14 protein-coding genes and 1 pseudogene are annotated in these 24,703 nt (G+C 35.2%); 7 read left to right on the top strand and 8 right to left on the bottom strand.

The window, feature by feature from the left end:
• Window positions 1-75: 75 nt before the first annotated feature.
• From gldG to ABEB18_RS02040, 3 genes are all read right to left on the bottom strand, one after another.
• On the bottom strand, window positions 76-1,764 hold the full coding sequence (gene gldG, locus ABEB18_RS02050; protein ID WP_348797339.1) for a gliding motility-associated ABC transporter substrate-binding protein GldG: 1,689 nt from the start codon (window positions 1,762-1,764) through the stop codon (window positions 76-78).
• Window positions 1,764-2,489, bottom strand: a complete 726-nt coding sequence (gene gldF, locus ABEB18_RS02045; RefSeq protein WP_348797338.1) for a gliding motility-associated ABC transporter permease subunit GldF — start codon at window positions 2,487-2,489, stop codon at window positions 1,764-1,766. The genes gldG and gldF overlap by 1 nt, the downstream gene beginning before the upstream one ends.
• 302 nt (window positions 2,490-2,791) lie before the next feature.
• On the bottom strand, window positions 2,792-3,619 hold the full coding sequence (locus ABEB18_RS02040) for an SAM hydrolase/SAM-dependent halogenase family protein (RefSeq protein ID WP_348797337.1): 828 nt from the start codon (window positions 3,617-3,619) through the stop codon (window positions 2,792-2,794).
• Window positions 3,620-3,746: 127 nt separating this feature from the next.
• Here ABEB18_RS02040 and ABEB18_RS02035 point away from each other — a divergent pair, with 127 nt between their 5' ends.
• Window positions 3,747-4,004: a hypothetical protein gene (locus ABEB18_RS02035; protein WP_348797336.1), complete on the top strand. Its 258-nt coding sequence runs from the start codon at window positions 3,747-3,749 to the stop codon at window positions 4,002-4,004.
• 146 nt (window positions 4,005-4,150) lie between these two features.
• Window positions 4,151-5,104 carry a PhoH family protein gene (locus ABEB18_RS02030; RefSeq protein ID WP_348797335.1) on the top strand — a complete coding sequence of 318 codons (954 nt, stop codon included), beginning with the start codon at window positions 4,151-4,153 and terminating at the stop codon, window positions 5,102-5,104.
• 242 nt (window positions 5,105-5,346) lie between these two features.
• On the opposite strand, the gene ABEB18_RS02025 is transcribed toward ABEB18_RS02030, so the two are convergent.
• The 4 genes and pseudogenes from ABEB18_RS02025 to ABEB18_RS02010 all read right to left on the bottom strand — a co-directional run bounded on the left by ABEB18_RS02025 (window position 5,347) and on the right by ABEB18_RS02010 (window position 9,072).
• Window positions 5,347-6,045, bottom strand: coding sequence for a DUF1826 domain-containing protein (locus ABEB18_RS02025; protein WP_348797334.1), 699 nt, complete (start codon window positions 6,043-6,045; stop codon window positions 5,347-5,349).
• A gap of 306 nt (window positions 6,046-6,351) precedes the next feature.
• A pseudogene (locus ABEB18_RS02020) lies at window positions 6,352-6,636 on the bottom strand (DUF4372 domain-containing protein); the annotation flags it as partial.
• Between the two features lie 49 nt (window positions 6,637-6,685).
• Window positions 6,686-8,887 (bottom strand): arylsulfatase, encoded by a 2,202-nt coding sequence (locus tag ABEB18_RS02015; RefSeq protein WP_348797333.1) that lies wholly within the window; start codon window positions 8,885-8,887, stop codon window positions 6,686-6,688.
• A complete protein-coding gene (locus ABEB18_RS02010; RefSeq protein WP_348797332.1) occupies window positions 8,881-9,072 on the bottom strand; it encodes a hypothetical protein in 192 nt (63 codons plus the stop codon). The genes ABEB18_RS02015 and ABEB18_RS02010 overlap by 7 nt, the downstream gene beginning before the upstream one ends.
• A 400-nt stretch (window positions 9,073-9,472) precedes the next feature.
• Here ABEB18_RS02010 and ABEB18_RS02005 point away from each other — a divergent pair, with 400 nt between their 5' ends.
• The 5 genes from ABEB18_RS02005 to ABEB18_RS01985 all read left to right on the top strand — a co-directional run bounded on the left by ABEB18_RS02005 (window position 9,473) and on the right by ABEB18_RS01985 (window position 23,635).
• Window positions 9,473-10,174, top strand: coding sequence for an outer membrane beta-barrel protein (locus tag ABEB18_RS02005; RefSeq protein WP_348797331.1), 702 nt, complete (start codon window positions 9,473-9,475; stop codon window positions 10,172-10,174).
• Window positions 10,175-10,297: 123 nt separating this feature from the next.
• Window positions 10,298-11,029: an outer membrane beta-barrel protein gene (locus ABEB18_RS02000; RefSeq protein WP_348797330.1), complete on the top strand. Its 732-nt coding sequence runs from the start codon at window positions 10,298-10,300 to the stop codon at window positions 11,027-11,029.
• A gap of 41 nt (window positions 11,030-11,070) precedes the next feature.
• On the top strand, window positions 11,071-13,035 hold the full coding sequence (locus ABEB18_RS01995; protein ID WP_348797329.1) for a T9SS type A sorting domain-containing protein: 1,965 nt from the start codon (window positions 11,071-11,073) through the stop codon (window positions 13,033-13,035).
• A 45-nt stretch (window positions 13,036-13,080) separates the two neighbouring features.
• Window positions 13,081-22,947, top strand: a complete 9,867-nt coding sequence (locus ABEB18_RS01990; protein WP_348797328.1) for a SpvB/TcaC N-terminal domain-containing protein — start codon at window positions 13,081-13,083, stop codon at window positions 22,945-22,947.
• Window position 22,948: 1 nt separating this feature from the next.
• Complete coding sequence (locus tag ABEB18_RS01985; protein ID WP_348797327.1) at window positions 22,949-23,635, top strand: hypothetical protein; 687 nt, start codon at window positions 22,949-22,951, stop codon at window positions 23,633-23,635.
• Between the two features lie 37 nt (window positions 23,636-23,672).
• Here the strand turns inward: ABEB18_RS01985 and ABEB18_RS01980 are convergent, their stop codons facing one another.
• Complete coding sequence (locus ABEB18_RS01980) at window positions 23,673-24,008, bottom strand: helix-turn-helix domain-containing protein (protein ID WP_298656251.1); 336 nt, start codon at window positions 24,006-24,008, stop codon at window positions 23,673-23,675.
• Window positions 24,009-24,703: the final 695 nt, after the last annotated feature.

Genomic DNA, 24,703 nt, shown 5'->3' with positions numbered 1-24,703 from the left:
ACTTTTTAATAATTGGTGATACACTTTACAAATATATTGTAAACTATTCTAGTATTACAATTTTTTTATTAACATCTATCTACTATATATTTTTTTTCTCAAGAAAGTAAATCCAATACCGAATACTAATAAAATCAGGAATGGAACCCCAATGGTTAAGAACTGTGTGAAAGTATAGTTTTCATATACTTTTTCCCGATCCAATAATGGTAAATCCAGATCCTTGCTTCTGATGTTAATAAGTCCAGTGTCATCTAATAGATAATTAACACAATTCATCATAAAATCTTTATTGTCGTATAAGTTTCCTGATCGCTGGTCATAACCTAACTCGACTGGTTGCCCTGTTTTATCCATTTGGTTTTTTATAAGATCACCGTCCGAGATGACAATCATTTTATTTGGTTTTCCAGTATTCGAGAATGAGGCATCATCAAATGGTAAAACTCTATTAGAAAACATCGACTGGAATGAACCTTCTAGCAATACTGCCATTGGAATATTTCCTTTATTTTGATAATCTGCAGGGGAAGTCTGCTCAGAAACAATATTTAAATTAATCTCAACCGGTGTTCCAATTTTTTTAGAATAGGGTGAAGATTGTAGTAAAACGGTTTTTTTGATTCCGTTTTTCAAAGTATCTATTGCATTGGCAAAATCAAATTTGATTCCACCAAGGTTTTTTACAATTGGGTGTACACTAATTGGATATACTTGTGGAGCAAATTTCCAATTGAAATCTTGATAAGTTGTAGCGCTCCCTTGTTCGCCACTTGCAAGTTTTATAGGACTTCCTTGTTCGTCTTTGACTAAATCTGGATTGATACGAATTCCGTATTTGAAAAACAAATCATTTAAATTTAAGTCTTTCGGAAAAGCTAAAGTTGCTCCTGTTGGATTGTACAAACTATCCATTTCGGCATTTACTTGGTCTATCAGCCACAAGGTTTTTCCTCCTTTGATAATGAATTGGTCTAAAACCATTTTTTCTTCATCCGTAAAAGCTTCGGTTGGCTTTGCAATAACTGCTAAATCATAATTTTGAAGTGATTTTAGAGCTCCCGTTGGATTTTTGGCAACCGAATCTAACGTGAATGGACCAATAAAATAGCTTTCACGAACTTGTAATAAAAATTTAGCTATATAGCGCTCTTCTAACTCACCGTTTCCTTTAATGATGGCAACTTTTTTCTGTTTCCCCTTAGAAATTTTATTAATTCCATCCGAGATTGAGTATTCTAAATGCTGAATAGAACCAATAACTTTTTCGGTAGTATTGGTTCCCATAATATTTTTTAAAAGAGGGATATTGACCTCTTTGTTATTGTAAACAGCAATTGCCCAAGGGAAAACCATCGATTGGGATTGTTTTCCTTTATCATCAACGGTTATGTTTATTGGAGTAAGCCCTTTTTGGTATAAGGTTTTAATCTTATCCATGTTTTCTTCTTTGTTTTCTAAAGGATCAATATACTCGATGATAATATTCGAATTATAGGCTTGAAATTCTTCCAAGAGCTGTTTAGATTCTAATTGTAAACGTCTAAATTCGGCTGGAAGATCATTTCCTTGTAAATAAACTTTTATCGATAAAGGATTTTTAATCTCTTTGATAATGCTTAAAGTAGTAGGAGATAAGGTGTATCGATGATCTTTTGTTAGATCGAATCGACGAAAAAAGTAATTACTGGCAATATTTATCAGTAATACAACTGCAATAGTAATCAATAATGATTTGGTGTTTTTTATTGTAAATGCCTTCATTATGATTTGGTAGATTTTAAATTATAAACGGTAAAAGATAAAAATAGCACTGCTATACTAATAAAATAGATTACATCTCTTGTATCGATAACACCTCGACTCATACTTTTGTAATGATCTTGCATTCCAAAATAGGAAATAAAAGAAGATAAATTTTGGGAAATGGCTGCTAAGCCTTCAAATCCAAAATAGAATAAGAAACACAAGAAAACGGCAACAATAAAGGAAATAATTTGATTTTCGGAAATGGAAGAGGTAAAAATACCAATGGCAGAGTAGGCTCCGATTAAAAACAATAGTCCAAAATAGGAACCCATAGTGCTTCCCATGTCGATATTTCCTTCGGGTGAACCAAGACTCCAAATAACTTCTACATATATAAAGGTTGGAAGAATGGCTATTATAATCAATAGAAAGGCTCCTAAAAATTTACCATTTACAATTTCCCAAAGGCTGATTGGCTTTGTGAGTAATAATTCTAGAGTTCCTTGTTTTTTTTCGTCAGAGAAACTACGCATAGTAACTGCGGGAATGAGAAAAATTAATATCCAAGGAGCCAGTGTAAAAAATGGGGTCAAATCGGCAAAACCTGAATTTAAGATGTTGTAGTCATTTTCAAAAACCCATAAGAATAGACCATTTCCAATCAAGAAAAGGGCAATTACCAAATATCCAATGGGCGAACCAAAAAAGGACTTAATTTCACGAAATACTATTGACTTCATAGTGTGTTTCTATTTATTTTAAAAAATTTGTTGTTAAATAAAAAAAATGTACAGCTATAATTCAAGAAAACGATTACTTGTACTATTTTATTTTTTTGTTTTAATCAATTAAAAGTTTTCTAAAAAGAGACAATCTTTTCTTTATGAAAACTCATTTTCTTTATTAGCAAAAGCTTTATGAAGCTTTAGATTTTAAACTGCAAATTTTAAACTTTTGTATGTATAAACCGAATGTTTTTTTTAATTTAATTTAAAATACTTAAGTCGCTTTTTATTAGTAGTTTAAATGTTTTTTGGAAGTTTTAAATAAATTTTATTGTCACGACATCTCTGTAATTTAGCCCTAGTAATGTACTTGCCGAGCCAACCGTAAGTGGATTGCTTCTAAAAATGGCAATTTCCAAAAAGCCAGCTTCGTTAAAAATGGCCAATTTTTGCCCTTCGTAATTTTTTACGGTGTATTTATCAGAATCGGCAATAGCCGAGTAATAAGGCAAAATGTTTTTTATTTTCTGATTTTTAAAAACAATTTCATAATTTCTTCCTCTTACTGTTTCTAAAAATTGTTTTTTTGAAATATTGGTTACGACATTTCCAAAATGGTCAATATAAATAACATTTCCTTTAAGTTGATTTCCGTCTTCGGACAAAATTACTTGAAGATCTGTTACTTGTTTTAGGTTACTAATTTCTTTGCCAACAACACTTAAAGCACCTCCTTTGGCAATATGGCAAGCTACTTTTACAAAAACGTCAAGATCTGTTGCTTCAGAATGTAAGCGATCATGAATAGTTATTGTAACAATTTTTTGCGGAATAATTTTTTGTGTCAGCATGCTCAATATTCCGTTATCAGCAGCAATAAAATAATGATCGTTCCATTGCATGACTACATGTTGGTTTTCTTTGTTGGCCTCAGAGTCAACTCCAATTATATGAACTGTTCCTTTTGGAAAACTATCGTAAGAGGCTGAAAGAATATAGGAAGCTTCTGTTATGTTAAATGGATCTATGTGATGGGATATATCGACAATTGCAGCTTCAGAAAACTCTGAAAAAATTTTTCCCTTCAATGCGCCAACAAAGTGGTCTTTCAATCCGTAATCGGTAGTAAGGGTAATTATTGACATAAAATTGTTTATAACTATTGAGTTTTGAAGCGACCGAAACTTTTTTTTTCTTAAATTTGAAAAGTACAAAGCTAAAGTATTTTATACTTTAATGAAAACAGAATTTCCTCGAATTAAAACAAAATCTATGTCTAAGTTTATTTTTATTTTATTTCTTTTCTTGTGTAGTTTAAATTCATTTGCTCAAAAGCATTCTTTAAAAAAGAAAACGATTAAATCTGTTATCACTAACAAATTACTAGACAACAAGACTATTGAAAAAGATGATTATAATGAAACAGAAATTGAGTTGCTTTTAAATAATAATCTTTGTGAAATTTTATCAATCAGACCTTCTGATTTATTAAACGAAGAAATGTTAAAAAAATTAAGGGCGAACGTGTAATTTAAAGCTAAAATTTCTAAAAGTTTTAGTAAAGATGTTTTTTAGAGTTATTTTCCGATTTAGAAATTAAAAACTACAATTAGATAGTTGTAGCACAAAGGTTGAATTAATTTAATCTTATTTAATTAACTTAAAAACTTCTTATTTTGAACGAAAGAACTATTGAGCTCATCGACATTGCTCCTAAAGAATTTTGGGGTACACATGACTCCCATTTAGAGTCGATTAAGAAACTTTATCCAAAATTAAAAATTGTTGCTAGAGGCACAATCCTTAAAGCTTTTGGCGAGAAAGATGTTTTAGACGAATTCGAAACTCGTTTTCAACGTTTGATGTTGCATTTTACCCGATACAATACGATTGATGATAATGTAATCGAAAGAGTGATTTCTAGCGATTCTAATGAAGAAACTAGAATATTTGGTCACGATAAAATTTTGGTTCATGGGGTAGGAGGCAAAATCATTAAGGCCATGACCCCTAATCAGCAATTGTTAGTTGATACCATGGAAAAAAACGATATGGTTTTTGCAGTTGGTCCAGCAGGTACAGGAAAAACATATACTGGTGTTGCAATGGCTGTAAAAGCTTTAAAGGAAAAACAAGTTAAACGAATTGTTTTGACAAGACCAGCTGTAGAAGCAGGTGAAAATCTTGGTTTTCTTCCTGGAGATATGAAAGAAAAACTAGATCCTTATATGCAGCCTTTGTATGATGCCTTGAGGGATATGTTGCCAAACGAAAAATTAGAAGATTTCATTCTTAAAGGGATCATTCAGATTGCTCCTTTAGCCTTTATGAGAGGAAGAACTCTTGATAATGCTTTTGTGATTCTTGATGAAGCACAAAATACTACTCATTCGCAAATGAAAATGTTTTTAACCCGTATGGGGAAAAATGCAAAGTTTATGATTACTGGAGATCCTGGTCAAGTAGATTTGCCAAGAAGAACAATTTCGGGTCTTAAAGAGGCTTTATTGGTTTTGAAAGACATTGAAGGAATAGGTATTATTTACTTAGATGACAAAGATGTTGTTCGTCATAGATTAGTGAAAAAAGTGATCGATGCTTATAAACAAATTGAAAATAATGACTACTAATTAAGTTAAATTGGTAATTCTAACTAAAAGAGAAATTCAACTTCTGAGTTTCTCTTTTATTTTTTTAGACCATCGCCTACTAGCAGAACATCATGAAGCAATTAGAATAAATTCACCAATAGAATTTACATTTTACAGGATGGTTGTATTTTTCAATCTACTAAGTTTTGAGAGGTTACAAAAGCCAATAATCTTATACATCAGTTTAGAGAAATTTAGAAAAAAATAGTTCTTAGTTTTATCTAACAAATCAATAGTAATCGGTATTCATCATCGTTTTCTTTTGGAGCTCTATGTACGCAGGGTAAAACTTTTTGTTGCGGATGATCTACTGCCAATCGCCAAAGATTACCTAATCCTAAATTTACAGGCTTGGCATTTGGTTTCGCTTGATAATGTAAATCGAAAAAGCAGTCTTCTAAAAAGTTTTCAAATTCAGTTTCAGATCCGTCGTGTAGCGTTTTTAATTTTTCTCGAATTTCAGGAATCAAGATTTTTTGTATCGCCTGATCGTTAGGCAAAATATCACTAGCTGCTCCATAATATGTACATAAAAAAGTATCAGTTGCAATAGGAGAGCGATCAACATGATACGAATACACATCGGTTGAAAAAAAATCGAACTCTTCGTCTCGTTCGTAATGTTGTAACAAATTTAACGAAGGTAATGCTCCAAAATCTTTTAGTAATTGCAAATCATTCAGGATAATTTCTCTCGCCATTTGCCCTTCATCTGAAAGTGATAAAGCTAATAAGTCATCGGGAGAGACCTCAGTAATGTTGTCTTTTAACCGCAATTTTTCAACAATTTCTTTAAAATTGCCCATCAATTTTCTACTCCAACAAATAGCATTCAAATCGTTTTGAAATTCAGTGTTTACAAGATCATTAAAATTATCAATAATCTTAATTTGTTTGTTTTTAGGAATGGCTCGGTTCATAATTTGGTATTCGTAGATTTCTACGCAAAAATAGTGAACAAATCACAGCTATCCGAAAGTTTTACATAATGGTGTGGGGGGGCTGTAGCCCTTGTGGGCGGGGTACGACATATAAATTATTCCTGAAAATAAGTCCGAATTGAATTGTAATTTTGGTTCTGGACTTTTTTTTGTACCATCGCCAACTTGATTGCAGACATAATTCAAACTCAAGTATTAAGTTAAACATATCCTGATTTTTTCAACTAAAGAAGAGAATGATTTTGTCTTTTTTGCTATTGTTCTATTTATCAAAGCAAGCAATAGATTACCATCACTCATTGTGGTTCGCGCCGGACTTTGCAATAATCCTAAATCCCCTATAAATGTCTCATTAACACCGATTCCGGTAGAAATATCGTTCAAGGTATAGCATTTATTAAACTGTCCGTAAGTTAAGGCCACAAAATGATCGTAAGTCTCGTATTTACTACAACCTTTGTCGCTTTTGTGTTGTTTGGCACAAGATTCAATCATCCAAAGTGGTGCTAAATCTATTATTTGTCTAATAAGTGGCTTTTTGTTATTTTTGATTCGCCTGAAAAGTCCTATAATTATTATTTTTTAGTCAAATCAAAAATAAGGGATTCTCAGGCATTTTTTATTTTAGACTTTCGGCAAGTAGTGATAAATTCTTAAAAAAGAAGTACCTAAAAAATGAAATATACTTTTGTTTAAGATCAAACTCTACAGTCTGAATTTCGCCTGTGTATGCAAATGGTGTTTTATATGCTTCATTTACTGTAGAACCCAAGTCCTTACCAATATCCATTGTTTCGGTAGCTGAGTAACGAGAAGGTACTACTTTGTCCACTTTTCCACTGCCCACTTCTTTGCCGTTTACAAAAAGTTTGGTACTTCCACCACCTTCTAATTCTTTAGATTCTTGGGTGTAAATCATTTCTATTTTTAAATTTCCCTCAGGTAAAGGTGTAGAGGTAATAGTATAATGATTAAGATGGAAGAAATTATAAAAGTAAACCAGTTTGTTTTCTTTTATATACAAACTATATCCTGCAGAACCTCCACCATTAGCTACAATTACACCTTCATTTTTTTCCGAATGGTTAATTTTGGCTGTTATTGTATGGGTTCTTGCATACACTGGTGGTGCGCTACCTTCGGGGATTCTTTCTGTTCCTGCAAGATAAGTAAATTGGTTTTTCCCTTTGACTACCGAAGGACGGTTTGGGTTAATAGCTCTTTCTACGAAACGATCGTCTAATGGATATACATTATATTTTTTTGCCTCTTGGTCAAATACATTCTTTAATTCGTCTAATTTTTTTGGGTTCTTTTTTGCAAGATCAATTGACTCCGAAAAATCATCATCAATATTGTAAAGTTCCCAAACATTGTTTTTAAAACCAACTGAACCACTTAATTGCCATGGAATTCCATGAAAGGAAGCGGCTACCCATCCATTGTTATAAATGGCACGATGACCACCAGTTTCAAAATATTGTGTTGTACGGGTACCTGTTGCACTAGCGTTAATAAATGTGTAATTCATAGGTACACCAGCAATAGGTGTTTGTTTTACTCCATTTAATTCGGTTGGAAAAGTAATACCTGAAGCAGAATATATGGTTGGAGCTATATCAATCACATGGTGAAATTGTGTTCTGATTTCATTTTTTGATTTAATTCCCGCAGGCCATGATATAATCATACCATTTCGGGTACCTCCAAAATGAGATGGAACACGCTTCATCCACTGAAAAGGTGTAGAACCAGCCCATGACCAAGGAACTGCAAAATGGTTTTCATGTTTAGGTCCCCCTAATTCATCCATAACTTTTAGCTGACGTTCTACATTATCAGGGAATCCATTTTGTGTCATCATATTATTTAAAGTTCCAGACATACTACCTTCGGCACTTGATCCGTTATCTCCAATTATATAAATAATCATAGTATTATCTCCTCCAGGCAAATCACGAACGGCTTTTATAAGTTTACCTGTCCAATAATCGGTATGAGCCAAGAAACCAGCAAAAACTTCCATCTGTCTAGCAAAAAGTTTCTTTTCATCGGCACTAAGAGAATTCCAAGCTGGTATAGCATCTGGTCTAGCTGTGAGTTTGGTATTTTGAGGTACAATACCTAATTTTTTCTGGCGTGCAAGAGTATGTTCTCTCATAGCATCCCAACCTTCATCAAATTGACCTTTAAATTTTTCAATCCATTCTTTTGGGGCATGTAAGGGTGCGTGCATGGCACCAGTTGCAAAATATGCAAAATAAGGTTTGTCTGGATTAATAGATTTTTGCTGACGAATCCATTTGATAGCATCATCGGTTAAATCTTCTGTTAAATGATAACCATCCTCAGGTGATTTTGGGGGTTCTACAGGGGATGTGTTTTTAAAAAGTTGTGGGTAATATTGATGGGTTTCGCCACCTTGAAATCCGTAGAAGTATTCAAATCCGAGACCTGTTGGCCATTGGGTAAAGGGACCAATTGGATTTGTTTCCCAGTCAGGTGTATTGTGCCATTTTCCCCATGCTGCTGTACTGTAACCATTTTGTTTTAATACTTCGGCAATAGTTCCTACGTCTTTTCCCCATATGCTGTTGTAACCAGGGTAACCAGTTGAGAGTTCTGAAATTGTTCCGAATCCAACCTGATGATGATTTCTTCCTGTTAAAAGTGCCGCTCTGGTTGGACTACAGATTCCGGTTGTGTGAAATCGGGTATAAGTAAGTCCATCAGCTGCCAACTGATTCATGTTGGGTGTTGGTATTGGTCCTCCCATTATTCCTGCTTGTCCAAAACCAGTATCATCTAGCAGAATTAACAAAACATTTGGAGCTCCATTTGGAGCTTTAAAAGGTTGAGGTAATCTTCTTTCGAATCTTCAAAGGAGACACCAATTTTTCCTTTAAATTCTTGTTTAGGATAAGGTAAAGCCTCACCTGATTTTGTTTGTTGCCCAGTTGCTATCAAAACAAACAAAGAACAAAATAAAGTGATGACTTTCTTCATGTTTTTAAGTTTTAAGGTTTAAAGGGTTGATTATTATTGTTTTATGTTAAAGTTAGGATTTATTATTGATTTATTTAAATTATTTTGCGAAATCAGTAATGGTTTTATTACAAAGTTGATTTTTAATGTTTTAATGACACAGATTTATCTTGGTCAAGAATTTTAATTTCTCATTGTATAAATCATTATGTGTTGATTTTTAAATGAAATGTTGACACAAGACAGTCTCCCCAAGACCTATATAAATTCGACTTATTTCTTGTTGTTTAGTTTTTATACACGAATTGCTAATTGTAGTAAAATAATGCACTTTTTTATTTTGTAATATTTTTCTAATTTTTTGTTATTTTTTTGTAAGGTTGAATGTTAAATAGTAAGTATATTCGCAAAAAAATATAGAATGAAAATAAAACAAAACTGGTTAATTTTTATTAGTTTTTTTACTCAATGTCTTTTTGCCCAAAACGAAACCAACATTACCTACGGACTAAAATTCGGTGTTTTGTATTCGCGTATTAGCAATTTACCCGAGAGTATCAAAGGGCGTGACAACACCTTTGATAATAGTGAGATGAAAAGCAATGGCGTGTATGGATTGGAGGGAGGGTTTTTCCTAAACTGCAAATTATATGATACTCGTGTTGCCATACAACCCGAAATATTGTTTCGTCAAGCAGGAGAAAATGTCACTTACAAAGATGTTACTGGTAAAGAATTCGAATTAGGATTTCATTATTCCTATATTCAATTAGGCGCTACCTATCGTATTTATCCTTATGAAGGACTCAATATTGGTATTGGCGCTTTTTACGGCATCAATCTTTCTCCCAATGACATCACCTATAAGTCTAACGACGCTAATGGTATGTATGATGTGGCAACGCGTCAATTTTATAAAGATGGTTTAGACGGAGTTGGTGATTTGTCGCTTTGTTTCAGTTTAGGATACGAACTCCACAAAAGTGTTCATTTTGACCTCAGATATTATTTAGGCGTTACCGATATGGTCAAGAGTAATGCCGCTTCCTTTCAATTTATCGAAAATCAGAACAAGAGCAGCGTTTTGTGTTTATCGGTAGGTTATAGTTTTCACCAATGGTAATTAATAGGAAATGTACATAACCTAAAATAGACTCAACAAGAGGTATTACTGATATGCAGATCAAACGATAGTGTGCAAACGAAGCATTTACATAGGACCAACAAAAAAAACGAAAATCAATATATGAAAAAATATTTTACTCTTTTTATTTCTTTAACTGCATCTGTAGTCTTTGCCCAAAACGATCGTGAAATCACTTATGGTCTTTTTGCTGGAGGAATTTATTCATCGATGTCTAATTTGCCTGATGTTATTGTGCCTAAAGGAATTTATCAAGGATATAGTTTAGAAGAGAAAGCAAAGTTTGGAGGTACAGCTGGAATTTTTATCAATTGGAAGTATCCATATAACAATGTGAGTTTACTGACAGAAGTGTCATATTCTGGTCAAGGTACCGATTTAAATTATGAAGATATTGAAGGGTTGAAATACAAAATGGAATTCAATTACCAGTACATCAATCTTGGAGCGCAGTTCAAATATTATCCTATTGAAGGGTTATATGTGGGTATTGGCCCATATGTTGCCTTCAACTTTGCTGGGGATAATATCAAATACAGATCCAATGCACAAGAAGTTTTTGCTGATTCTGGAACTTATTTTGAATCGGATGCGAATGTCGAAAAAGTATTGAAGGAATCCTTAACAGGACGGAATTTTTTCTACGGGCAATTTTCAGTAGGATATGAATTTCGAAACAAATTATCCGTAGGAGCTCGCTATACTTTAGGATTAACAGATGCTTTGACTACCGAAGAAAACGGTCATAGGTATAGTGAAAACCAAAATAAAGTCAATAGCATTTCTTTAGTAATTGGGTATTCGTTCTATTTTGACGATTTAGGCAATTTCTAGAAAAAGAACGATAAATAATCCTCTTTAATCAACCAGTATATATGAAAAAGACGATTTTTAATTGGACAATGGTAACCTTGTTAGCTGTGACAACACCACTTTTTGCGCAAACAAAAGTATTGCCGGGCCAAGTTCAGGAGCCCTTATTTTGGTTAACACCAAAAGCCAATACAGATAAGTATTATTGGCAAACATTAACCCTAACCAAGGCCAAGTACCCGCAAAATTTGCAGCAAGGAAAGGAATTTAACAACAATCCAAGTATCGTTTTTGATAGCACTCAAGATTCCATCCAACTTATCCTGCCAAGTGCTGTAAAAAGAAAGCAGACCTTATTTATGGTGTATAAAGTCAAAGACAGTTTGAAAGAACAATTGTTGTACACTATTAGCGATACTAAAAAAGTAGTTTCAGCGGCAACCAATAAGCGTTTGGCCGATTTATATAGATACAATTATCAATCGTACAATAGTAAATTAAAACCTCAAAAGGCCAATATTTTATTCTTTCAGGAAAACCAAACAGATACGGTAGCAAAACCTTCTAAAATTACCATTGCACATCAAACAAATTTAGCTAAACTTCCACCAGATGAGTTACAAGGTACTTTGGGTGAAATACTAGTGTATGATCGGGTATTATCACAATTTGAAAGTCAAAAAATAGCGAGTTATTTGGCAATAAAATACGGAATTTCACTTTCGCAATTCAATTTTAAAAATTACCTCAATAGTGAGGGCACAACGATTTGGGATTATGAGAAGCATAAAAACCATTCGGGAAGCATTACTGCAGTAGGGAGAGACGATCAAAGTGGTCTTTTGCAACTCAAAAGCGGTAATATGTTTGAAGAAGGTTTGATGAGTTTTGAAATAAAAAGTGAATCGAATACCATTCCGAATAACTATTTTGCGTTTTGGAGTGACAATCAAAGAGGATTAAACCTTAAAAAACAAGAACAAGGAGAGCCAGTGGGAATTGACAGAGAATGGCAATTAGATTTTTACAATCCATCAGATTTGAGTTTAAATTGGGAATTCAATCCCAAGTTTATTAAAGGCGAATGTTTACAGAGCGACTATTATTGGTTATTAGTGGATTATAGTGGAGAAGGAAATTATGATATAGCCAGTTCTGAATATATAAAATTGGCGAGTACCACATCTAAAGAAAAAATCATTCTTAAAACTCTAGATTGGGATAAACAAAAATCGGGAAACCTAAAATTTACTTTAAAAGTTGCTCCTGAAATGTTTAGCCGTGTTACAATAGGCGAAGCCACTTGCGGGGTATTGGGTTCAGGACAATTGCAATATACCATAGAAGGAGGTGAAGCACCTTATACCATTACCCTAAAAAAAGAAGGCGAGCAAGTCATTGTAAAACAATGGAGTCAAACAGCAAAAAAAGCCAATCCAATAACGGTAAACTCAGGAACGTATGACTATATCGTAAAAGACGCTAAAGGAAGCATATATCAAGAAACTATTTTTATAGCTGATAAACAAGGTACAACTATCAATCTCAATAGTGAGTACACTCTAACCGATGGCAATGCACTATTACTAGATGGAAGCAAGGATTTGGCGATAGGCAATTATAGTTATCAATGGTTTTGCGAGGGCAATTTTATTGACAATACAGACCAACTTTTAATTGACCAAGCCGGGAATTACGAGCTTCGATTGACGAACGATCTGGGGTGTATTACCTCAAAAAAGATTTCGGTTCTATCTGATGGAAAAGAGCAAACGGATAGCAATGTAGTATTAGTATATCCAAATCCAACTCCAAACGGCCAGTTTTCAATTGCGATGCAATATCCAACTCAAACCAATGTAACCATAAGTATTTACAGTCCAACAGGAGTTTTACTAAAAGAAAAACTACTCAATCAAGTAGATACTCAGTTGTATCAGGATACAATTAAGTCTGCTTCGGGTATGTACCTGCTAAAAGTGCACTCTGATTTTGGAATCAAGATTTTTAAACTGATTGTAAAGTAAAAAATAGAGAAAAAAAATAGATTCTCCAAATTCGAAATCAAACCTATGAAAAATAAAACTGCTGTTATTGTCTTGATGCTTGGAGCTTGTCTGTTTGCAGCCAATTTAGGAAAAGAGACTATTAAAAAAGTGATTTCAAACACGGTTGACACGGTTATTTCTAATGAAGAAAAGAGATCAACAACCTTGGTTACTACAAAAAATAAAACGCTTGCCCATCAAAGCTTTTCAGCGGATATCAAAGAAGGTAGCATTGGTGTTTCATCAGAAAATGAAACCGATGATGCTTACGATAATGTATTTCACATCAACCTAAATACTTTGCCAGAAGCAGGCCAAACTGCTTATTTAGAATATGAATTGTATGGTTATGATCAGGCAGCTTCTATTTTACGAAGCATTAATAATCAGGCCAGTATTGGTGGACAATTTATATCTGAGAATGAATCGTGGAGTCATCAATCAGAGCCACTGGCCAATCAGTCACTTCGCAAAGGTGATAATGTGCTTTTGTTTACAGCCGATGAAAACCGAAAACAGCAGTATAAGATTAAGAACCTGCGTATAGTGTACAAGACCACTCCTGCAAAAAATAATTGGACTTTACTGCAATCGGGTGATAAATATTATGTAAAAGGTACCCAATTCAATACTTTTTACAAAAGGATAAACATTGGCGGAAAGGAAATTGATGTTACCCAACCCGAATTCGAATTGGTCTTGGATATTGACAAAAACACCCCATCAATTCCAGTTGAAAAAATAACCCAAAACGGGACGAAAATAAAAGAAACCCTATTACTGAGTCAATTTGAAAAAGTAACAGAATTTAGAACTTTAGACCTTGCATCAAAGAAAACGTATAAAACGATAAAAATAGCTGAAGCAGCCACTTTAAACTATGACCAATTTTCGGCAGATTTTCCGATTGGCGTACTAAAAAAGCAACTAAAAGTTTCGGTAAGTGGACTTCGAAAAATTGATGTGGCTCCTTTGAATGCGGCGATGGTCAATGTAACTGCTCTGTATTCGGGTTACCGATTGTTGCCACACGGAACCATTTTTGAAAAAGTAGTTACCCTTTCGCTTCCTTACGATACTAAAGCCATTCCAGAAGGCTATACCGAAAAAGATATTAATGTGTTTTATTTTGATGAACACAAACGTCTTTGGCAGCAGGTGATTAAAGATTCATTGGATATAAAACATGGCATCATCAAAGCCAAAACCACACATTTTACCGATTTTATCGCCGGAATTATCAAAATGCCCGAATCGCCTGATACTTCGGGATACACCCCCACAAGTATTAAAGATTTGAAAGCGGCAAGTCCACTTGTAGGCATCCAATCTATAGCGCCACCTTCGGCAAATGGTAGAGGAACCATGAGCACCGGATTTAGTATTACCATACCACAAGGAAGAAATGGTATGCAACCGAGTTTTAGTTTACAGTACGATAGCGATGGAGGGCATTCATGGGCAGGAACCGGCTGGGATATGTCGGCTCCAGCTGTCAGTATTGAAACCCGTTGGGGAGCGCCACGTTATGATGTAAATAAGGAAACCGAGAGTTATGCCATAGCTGGAGAACCTTTAATTCCAAACAGCCACCGAACTGAGTTTACAGAGCGTACCACTGACAAACAATTTTACCCAAGACGCGAGGGGGCTTTTCAGCAAATTATCCGCAAAGGATCATCTCCTAAAAATTATTATTGGGTAGTAAAAGACAAGAGTGGTGTAGCGAGTTACTATGGTGCCACCACAGTAGGATTAGAAAACAATGCTATTTTACAAGATGCCAATGGTAATATTGGGCATTGGGCCTTGTGTATGCAAATAGACTTAAAAGGCAATAAAGTTGAATACGAATACGACAAAACCGAAGGGGAATTGTATTTGAAAAAAGTGTATTACACTGGCTTTGGTGCTCAAAAAGGTAATTATTCGGTCACTTTTGTAAAAAACGGTGATTTAGGCGAAACCAACAGAGCCGATGTACAAGTATCGGCACGATTGGGATTTAAGCAAGTCAATGACCAACTGCTTAGAAAGATTGAAGTACGATACAAAAACGAAATGATTCGTTCTTATGAACTCCAATACAAAGAAGGTGCTTTCAAGAAAACCTTACTTGAATCGATATCTGAATACGATGCTAAAGGAACTCTATTTTACACCAACACGCTGGATTATTTTGATGATATTCGCAATAGTTCTGGGCAGTACAATCCGTTTGGGGGAGAGCAAATATGGAGTGTTCCAAATGATAATTTGTATAATAGTAATATTCCGCCTTTTGGAGATTTATTGTTTTCAGGAAAACATTCATTGGTTAGTAGTACTGAGGGGAGTAATGACGGAATCAGTTATAGAGTAGGTGTTGGTTTAGCGACTAATTCAGGAAGTTACAAAGGATTTACTGTAGGAGGTCATGGAGGTAATAGTTGGTCATCAACAGATACCGCAGCAATATTAGAAGATTTAGATGGTGATGGTTTGCCAGACAAAGTATTTAAAACCAAAAACGGAGTGTACTATCGTAAAAATTTAGCAGGTTCTGGACAGAATGGTTTTGGCGAAATGCATCAGATAAATATAAATGAATTGGGATACTCTAAATCATCATCCTTTAATTGGGGGGTAGATTTGAATTTGACTTATGGCAATATCGGATACAATCAGCAACGCTCAACCCAAAAAACAAAAGTTTATTTTATGGACTTTAATGGAGATGGATTGACTGATTATGTGCGAAACGGTCAAGTGTATTACAATCGTTTGGAAAACGGGATTCCGACTTTCAAAATTAGCAGTACTGGTACACCCTCACCAGTGGCGGGAGGCGGAAACATTTCGATTCCAGGTTATACTGGTATTTCAATACAAGAAATTGAAAAACAAAACCCACTTCATGATGTAGTAAGGATGTGGGTGGCACCTGCAAAAGGGATTATTTCGGTTTCGCATCAATACCAATTGATTGCACCAACAACAACCGAAAGAATAAAGGCAAGGGCAGAATATGTCACCAATGCAGGAAATGATAAGGCCGATGGGGTACAATTGTATTTTCAAAAAGGGAATCAATTGCTTTGGAAAGAAATAATTACCGCAAAAGATTATATTCAAAAAAGTAAACTGAATAATTCTATTTCAGTCGAAAAAGGTGAAAAGTTGTTTTTTAGAGTCAGTTCTATAAAAGACGGAAGTTTTGATGATATAGATTGGAACCCAATAATTTCATATTCACAGGTATCACATTATGATAGAGATAATAATGAGAATCTAGTAGTTTCGGATCTAGTGGTCAAAACAGATCAAAAAGATGCAAATCAATTTTCGTTAGCGTTGTATAACGCATCCACAGATTTTTTTAGTAGTTCTCAAGCGACCAAACCAATTGCAGTTGCTGGTAAAGTGTATTTGAAAGGAATTTTTACCAAACCCATAACTTCAGATCATATTCGATTGATAGTTACAAAAACGTATTTGGACAAATCCAATCCAGCGGTTATAGTGTTCGAAAAAACATTTTTAGGACACGAACTAGCAACCTTTGATTTAGCTACGGTGACTTTACCTGATTTCGAAGCAGAAACACAAGTGAGTATAACATTAGAGACAAAATCGAATATCAATTGGCAAAGCATATCCTTTTCACCAACTGTAATTGTTCCTGCCTATCAAGGAGGAGTAGCTGAAGAAGTTCCGATTGAAGTTTCGCATACTTTGTACAATAAAAGAGAAGGTAATTATGTAATTCCTGGAGTTCTACCTACAACAAAAGGTAAAGTCAATTTGAGTATTTTACCTCAAGATTTGGTTTTGTTACCATCTAATCCATTTGCAAATTATGATAAATATAATGGAGAAGTAGTCTTATCAGCTAAACAAAATAATATTTTGGTAGCTCGTAAGTATTATAAAATTATCGAGGGTAGCTTGGTAGAGATTAACAATACAGAAGATGCGGCTATTGTTTATCCCGAAGCAATTTTGAGTGAGCCAATTCAATTAGAAGTAACGGTTTCTAATCCAGAATCTCTTTTTCTTTTAAAAAATTATCCTAAGACTGACGCATTGCCAATTCAGATTTTAGTTACCGATTTAAAAGATGTTTTAGACATGACCGATGATGTGATTTGGACAGGTGTAAGCGATGATTTCTCTATTTACTGTCCGTTAAATGAGGATGAACGCAATTTAGGTTTGTATTATAGAAACTGGGGAGGATTTGTTATAAACGGAAATTTAGCTAGTGATATCATTGATGCAACACAATTAAAAAATTCTGATGCTTACACCACAGAACCTAATTTGAATAACAATAATCCTGATAATTTAGAAAATCAAGGTTATGAAATGGCAGATAATTATTTTGTTTCTTTAAACCCGACTTACATAAAAAATAAATGGGAAGGATTAGAATCAGGGATTTTTATTCAAGGCCAATTTATTGGAACTTCAAGATTAGGAGAAGATGATATTGCAGCCTACACCGATTTTTCACTACCGACTTTAATCGGTGGAAGCACTTCTGCTTTGGATATGGTAAATGAGAGTAAGAGTAAAAGTATATCTGGTGAAATTTCAGCAGGAAATGGAGGGGCAGGAAGTTTCGGGTATAGCAAATCGATTGATGGTAATTCGTATGTAACACAAACCATGAGTGATTTTAATGGAGATCGTTTTCCAGATTATATTCGTGGTGGAAATATCCAATTGACCGCTCCCGTTGGTAAAATTTCGGATGAAATAATAAATATTGGAGATCATTTTAGTCGTGCCTCTACTTCTTCTGAAGGAGCCAATTTTGGAGGAAGTTACAGACATGGCGAGGCTAAAACGGGATTATCATTTACAATTGCCAAGTCAAAATCACAAACGAATGCGGCAGATAAATCTGCAGATGATGAAGCATCAAAAGCCAAAGATCAATTGTCTGTAAATGCTTCTGAAGGGAGCGGTTCTGATCAATCAAAGCTAATGCATAGTGATATTAATGGAGATGGCTTACCTGATAGAATAACCGATGCCGGAGAAGTAATGTTGAGCACAGGCTATGGTTTTGTTGATGGAGGGAATTGGAATATGCAGAGTTTAAACAAAGGTTTTTCAACCGATTGGAGTGCTGGTTTAGGATATAGTATAAAACAGGGTTCCTTTTCTGGTGGTGTAAATTATGCTAGATCAGAGTCAGATGTTTACGAATCATTCTTGGATATTAATGGAGATGGGTTGGCTGATAAAATCAGCTATTTAAATGGAACAATGCGAGTTGCTTTCAATCAAGGGAGTTCTTTTGCGTCTCCTGTTACTTATCCTAAATTTTCAGAAATGAATTTAAACAAAGGGGTTAGTTATGGAATGAATGTAAATTCATCTTTTGAATTTTCGATCTGGTTCGTACGTATTGCTCCAACTTTGGGAGCAAATAAAGGATGGAGTACAAGTCGTACTGAAGGAACTTTTATGGATATCGATGGTGATGGTCATACAGATTATATCGTTTCTAAAAATGATGACCACCTTGTTGTGCGCCTATCCAACATCAAACGCACCAACAAACTCAAAAGCGTAACCAATGCCGCTGGAAACAGTTTTGTGGTGGATTACGAATTATTGAACCCATCGTATGAAAATCCTTCGGCTAAATGGGTACTAAAATCAGTAGATGTGTTTGATGGTCATACTGGTGATGGTTATGACCACGCTATAGCCCAATTCAGTTACGAAAATGGGTATTATGACCGTCGAGAACGTGAGTTTTATGGTTTTGGAAAAGTGACCCAAAAGCAAATTAATGTAGCCGATGATTCGGTATTTGCGACCACGGTACAGGAATTTTACAATCAGGATTACTTCCGTAAAAACCTTTTGAAATACAGTTATACCCTAGATAAAAATGGCAAACTGCGTCAGGAAACCGAAAACGAATACAGTTTGATTGATGCTAGTAATCAAGCCCTGATAGCCGAATCGGATTTGACTTCAGCGGTTTGTGATGCCAAACGCATTTTTATCGGACTCATTCATACTTCGCAAAAAGTGTATGAAGGCGGGAGTGATTATTTAGAAACGCACATCTTCAATACCTATGATGCCAACGGAAATATCATCAAATACGAAGATTTAGGTAACGGAACCACCAATGATAAAGTAACGGCAAAAATCAGTTACCACGAAAGTACCAGTCCGTATTTTGGTGGTATTCCAAAGCAATTGGAAGTCTATACTGTAGATGGTTTGCGCAGAAAACGTGCTACGACTATTGATAGCCAAACAGCCGAAGTAACGCAAATTAAAAATTACGCAGCAGCCGATAAAATTGCCATAACTGATATCACCTACGACTCCTACGGAAACCTTCAAAAAATAACGGGTCCGAGCAATCACAAAGACCAACGTATGACCTTGGACTATACTTATGATACCGACAACCATCAGTATATGACGACTATCAAAGATGCATTTGGGTATCAAAATACGATGGCCTACGATTACCGTTTTGGCGTACCAACGAAAACCACCGATCGCAACGACCAAAGTACTATTTATACTTTAGACGATAATGGTCGTCCAGCAACCATTAAAGGGCCTTATGAAATAGCCAATGGAAAAAGTTATACCATTGCCTACGACTATTTTCCGTTTGCGAAAGTGCCGTATGCTAAAACCCGTAATTACGATCCAGAACTCGATAAAGATATCGAAACCTACACCTATACCGATGGTTTAGGAAGAGCACTTCAGGTGAAAAAAACTGCCAGTTTGTTTGCCCAAGCCGGAGCGGCCGATAAAGAAGCGCATATTGTTTCAGGGAAAATTGTGTATGATGGACTCGGTAGACCCATTGAAAATTACGATCCCACCACAACCACAACATTGGATGCGACTTTTAGCACAGCAGTTTCAAATATTACCCCTACTAAGACTGATTACGATGAAGTAGGACGTGCTGTAAAAGTGACCTTGCCTGATGGGAGCAGTACTACAACGGCCTTTAAAATTGAAGATTATGATGGTGTTACCGTGCTGAAAACCACCCAAACCGATGCTTTAAATAAAACAACAACAACCTATACCGATGCCAGTGGCCAAAACCTAGCCAGTAAACAAAACGATTTACTCACCAAATTTGAAACCAATGCTTTGGGTGAGATGGTCAAAGTGACCGATGCCATGAACCATGAAACTTTGAGCACCTACGATTGGTTGGGACGTCGTACCGAGTACACCCATCCCGATGCCGGAACTAGTACCATGGTGTATGATTTGGCTAACAATTTGATTTCACGCACTACGCAAGATTTAAAAAATACCATGCCAGACGGCGGTGCGATACAATATGAGTACAACTACAACCGTTTGGAAAGTATCAACTATCCTAAAAACCCACAAAACAACGTGCAGTACAACTACGGAAATGCCGATGGAACCGCCAATCGAAGAGGTCGTTTGTGGTTTGTACAAGATGCCAGTGGAGGACAAGAGTTCTTTTACGGCAAACTTGGAGAAGTCGAAAAAGAAATCCGTACCCTAAGAATCACGCCAACCGATATACAAACCTACATTTCGATGTACGAGTACGATACGTGGAACCGCATTCAGAAAATGACCTATCCCGATGGTGAGGTAGTTGACTATACGTATAACCGCGCTGGAAATTTATCCAGCATGCAAGGCACCAAAGAAGGGCATACCTACGATTACATCAAACAACTGAGTTATGACGAGTTTGAACAGCGCAAGTATTTAAAATACGGCAACGATACTGAAACCAATTATACCTACGATGCCGTTATGCGAAGATTACAGCAATTGCAGGTAAAAAGCGGTACACGACAAGTAATGAACAACAGTTATAGTTATGACCTTGTTGGAAATGTGTTGGGCATCAAAAATACCGCTCCAATTGTAAACAATACGTTGGGCGGAACATCAAACCATGAATACCAATACGATGATTTTTACAGGTTGAAGTCTGCGAAAGCCATCTATCAGGGCGAGTTTACAAAAGCCAGTTATGAGCTGAATATGAGCTACAACAAAATGCACAACATCACCAAAAAAGATTTAGTGCATACCGTAAACAACGAACAAAAAGGCTATGTGTTGGATTACAATTATGACAACGAATTGCACCCCAATGCACCCAACAAAATAACCGAGATAGGGAAAACAGAACCAAGAGAATACGTGTACGACGGCAACGGAAATCCAACCAGTTATTCGGAAGAAAAGAGTTTTAGAAAAATGACCTGGGATGAAGAAAACCGCTTGTCAGGAATTAACGACAACGGAAGGATTCATCAATTTACCTATGATGCAGCAGGAGAACGTGTAATAAAAAGCTCAGGCGATTCTCAAAATGTTGCCATTAATGGTCAGACTGCTGCAACAATTGTACATACCGATGATTATACCGGTTATGTATCTCCCTATTTTGTAATAAGCAAAGGAAAGTTCACCAAACATTATTTTGAAGGTGCAGGAAGAATTGTAAGCAAGTTAGGAAATGGTTCATTTGCACAGCCATTGAAATTAACCGCAGGAGGCGTAAATTATGGTAAACTTACCGCCGAGCAACAAAAAGCCCTGGACAATTATGTAAAAACTTTAGGAGTTCCTCCAGGACCGCCAACGCAGCATGGAATTTATGCAACTCCGGAGTTTACAGGCGATCCATATCCGAGTGAGGTACTCAAACCAGTAGAAGAAAATCAGGAACCACCTGAGGGATGGCCTCGTAACCCTGTTTTTAATGCACCTGGAGATGTGCCGGGACCGCCAGTACAATTTGGTCCTCCAGTAGAACCTGAAACTGTAAAACCTAGTGAAGGTTTTACCGGAATTGGCTTGCCGGAGAATGATATTTTTTATTTTCACCCTGATCATTTGGGAAGTACTTCGTATATTACAGCCAAAAACGGAAGCATAAGCCAACATGTGGAATACATTGCTTTTGGAGAGGTTTTGTTTGAAGAACATAGTTCTAGCTTTTCTAGTCCGTATTTGTTTAATGGGAAGGAATTGGATAGGGAGACGAATCTTAGTTACTACGGGGCTAGGTATTTAGATATGAAGACTAGTTTGTGGTTGAGTATTGACCCGCTGGCGGAGAAGTTCCCAGCTTGGTCTCCGTACTGTTTTGTTATGAATAACCCACTTCGTCTAGTTGATCCAGATGGTAGAGCTCCAATGGATATTATTGTATTATCTATGAATAATACTGAATTAAGAAGAATAAAAACAGACGGTGCAGATATCTATATGAAAGTTAATGAGAGTGCATTTAATAAAGCAAGTTCTAGTTTTACATCTGATAATAAGGATTATAATACTATGCTTTCTGTTTATTCTTTAAGAAATCAAGAAAGAACAACGGGTAGAACAGATTTAATTTCTGAACAAACTGGTAATAGTATAAGTGTTACAGGCTCTATGCGGGAAGGTAGCACAAAAATAGGTGATGTTACAGTTAATACTCAAGTAGATTTTGATAACGGCTCTAGCTTCACTTTAGATAGCTTTTCAGGCGTTGCAGGTGGCTTTGGTAATGGAGCTCCTGAAAACGGCAATTATACCGTTAATAATTATCAAGATAGAAGTGAAAATGGCTGGTATAATAAAGGAATGAATAGTGATGGTGTAGGGTTCAGTTTTAATTTAAACCCTCAATTTGATACTGGAAGAAGTCTTTTAAGAATACATCCTGATGGTAATAATGAAGGAACTCTAGGTTGTATAGGATTAAGTGGTAATGGTACGGAATTAACTAGATTTAGTAATGCAGTACAAGGCTTTTTACAAAACAGTTCATCTATTCCAACAACAATAAACATTACAAATAATCCTAATAATAATGGAAGAAGTGGAATTAAAATACCTAATGTAAATGAATAATATGAAAATTTTATTAGGGTTACTTTCGATATCAACTTTGTCTTGTAAAAAGTCTGACAATATTGTAAAGAATGTAAACACAGTACAAATAGAGAATAAAAAAGATACTGTTTTAGATATAAAAAAAGATACTACTTTAATTCTAAAAGATAAATTAAAAGCAATTCAAGAATTAAATCAAATTGTACCAGATACAACAATAAATAATAAATTATTGTTATCTAATTATTCGTCTTTACCTGAATTTTACCCTAAATATAAAAGCATTGAAGCAATAGAAAGAATAAGGGAAAGTCCAGTAATAATCTTTAGCGATAAATTTAATATAGAGTATTTAATAGTTTATCAATATGAAGGAAGTACAGAAAACTCTTTTGATTGTTTTGAAATTGGTTATTTAAAAAATGAAAAAGCATTAAGTAAGGTAAATATTTACAACACTTTAGAAGATAGTTTTAAAACAGAAACTAATTTAGGATTAGGTGTTACGTTTGAAGAAATAACATCTATTAAAGGTTCTAATTATAAAAAAACAGAAAAAGAAGATTTAATAATTATATCTTATAGAAATACTAATTTTGAAACTTCTACATTTTTACAACGATACAATATGCCTGGTTATTTTATGGAATTTACTTTGAAAGAAAATAAAGTAATAAAAATAAAATTTGGTTTTGATTATCCTTAAATAGCAATAAAGCCCTCATTTGAGGGCTTTACTATTTTTACAAACTATTCAATTTAGTAGCTTTAATAAAATTATCTACGGTAAGCAGTAAGCATTGTTTATCTTTTTCGGGTAGGCTTTCAATATCTGCCATTCTTTTAAACATTACAGGGTCTTTAAATATATTTTGGTTTTCTGCTTCTCCCATTAAAAAACTAACGGTAGTTCCTAGCGATTGGGCTAACTTCTTAACTACATCAATAGAAGGCTTTACTTCGTCACGTTCGTACTTCCCAATAATAGAGTGATGTACTTCTATTTGTCGTGCTATCTCTGCTTGTGAAAAGTTTTTTGCTTCTCTAGCTTCTTTAAGTTTTTTTCCAAAAGTATCCATAGTCTGCGTATTTATGGTATTAAAAGCGTGTTTATACTGCTTTATAGTGCAAATTTAATATAAAAAATGGTATATAAAAATAAGTTATTATTTGTATCAATAATAAAATAACCCCGATCGCTCGGATATGCTCAACGATAGGGCGGAAATTCTTACCCGATGGCTCGGATATATCAACGCAACGATAGCGCAGATTTGCAATCTGTGCCCACAAAGAAAATCAAAAAAAACACTTCTATTACGGAGTGGCTTTGTTGTTTTATAAAATAGATTAAATTTTTCTTTTAGCAATAAAGGCATCAATAACAGAGAAGATATGGTTTTTGTCTGTTTCTTCAAACTTAGACACCTCTAAAATACGGCTACTGGATATGTGAGTCCGTACTTTGTAATTAACAAAGGAAAATTCACCAAGCACTATTTTGAAGGCGCTGGCAGAATCGTGAGCAAACTCGGTAACGGTGCCTTTGCACAACCGTTGGGAATCACCGCAGGAGGGGTCAATTACACCCAGCTAACAGCAGCCCAACAACGCGCTTTGGACAATTACGTAAAAAACTTGGGCGTGCCACCGGGGCCACCGACTCAGCAAGGTATTTATGCCACCCCGGAATACACTGGAGAGGCGTACCCAACCGATATATTACAAGCGGTAGAAGAAAACCAAGAACCACCCGAAGGCTGGCCACGCAACC

This window comes from Flavobacterium adhaerens, from assembly GCF_040045115.1.
GTDB lineage: Bacteria > Bacteroidota > Bacteroidia > Flavobacteriales > Flavobacteriaceae > Flavobacterium > Flavobacterium adhaerens.
The sequence above is the reverse complement of the archived record's forward strand: the minus strand, read 5'-3'. Positions and strand labels throughout refer to the sequence as shown.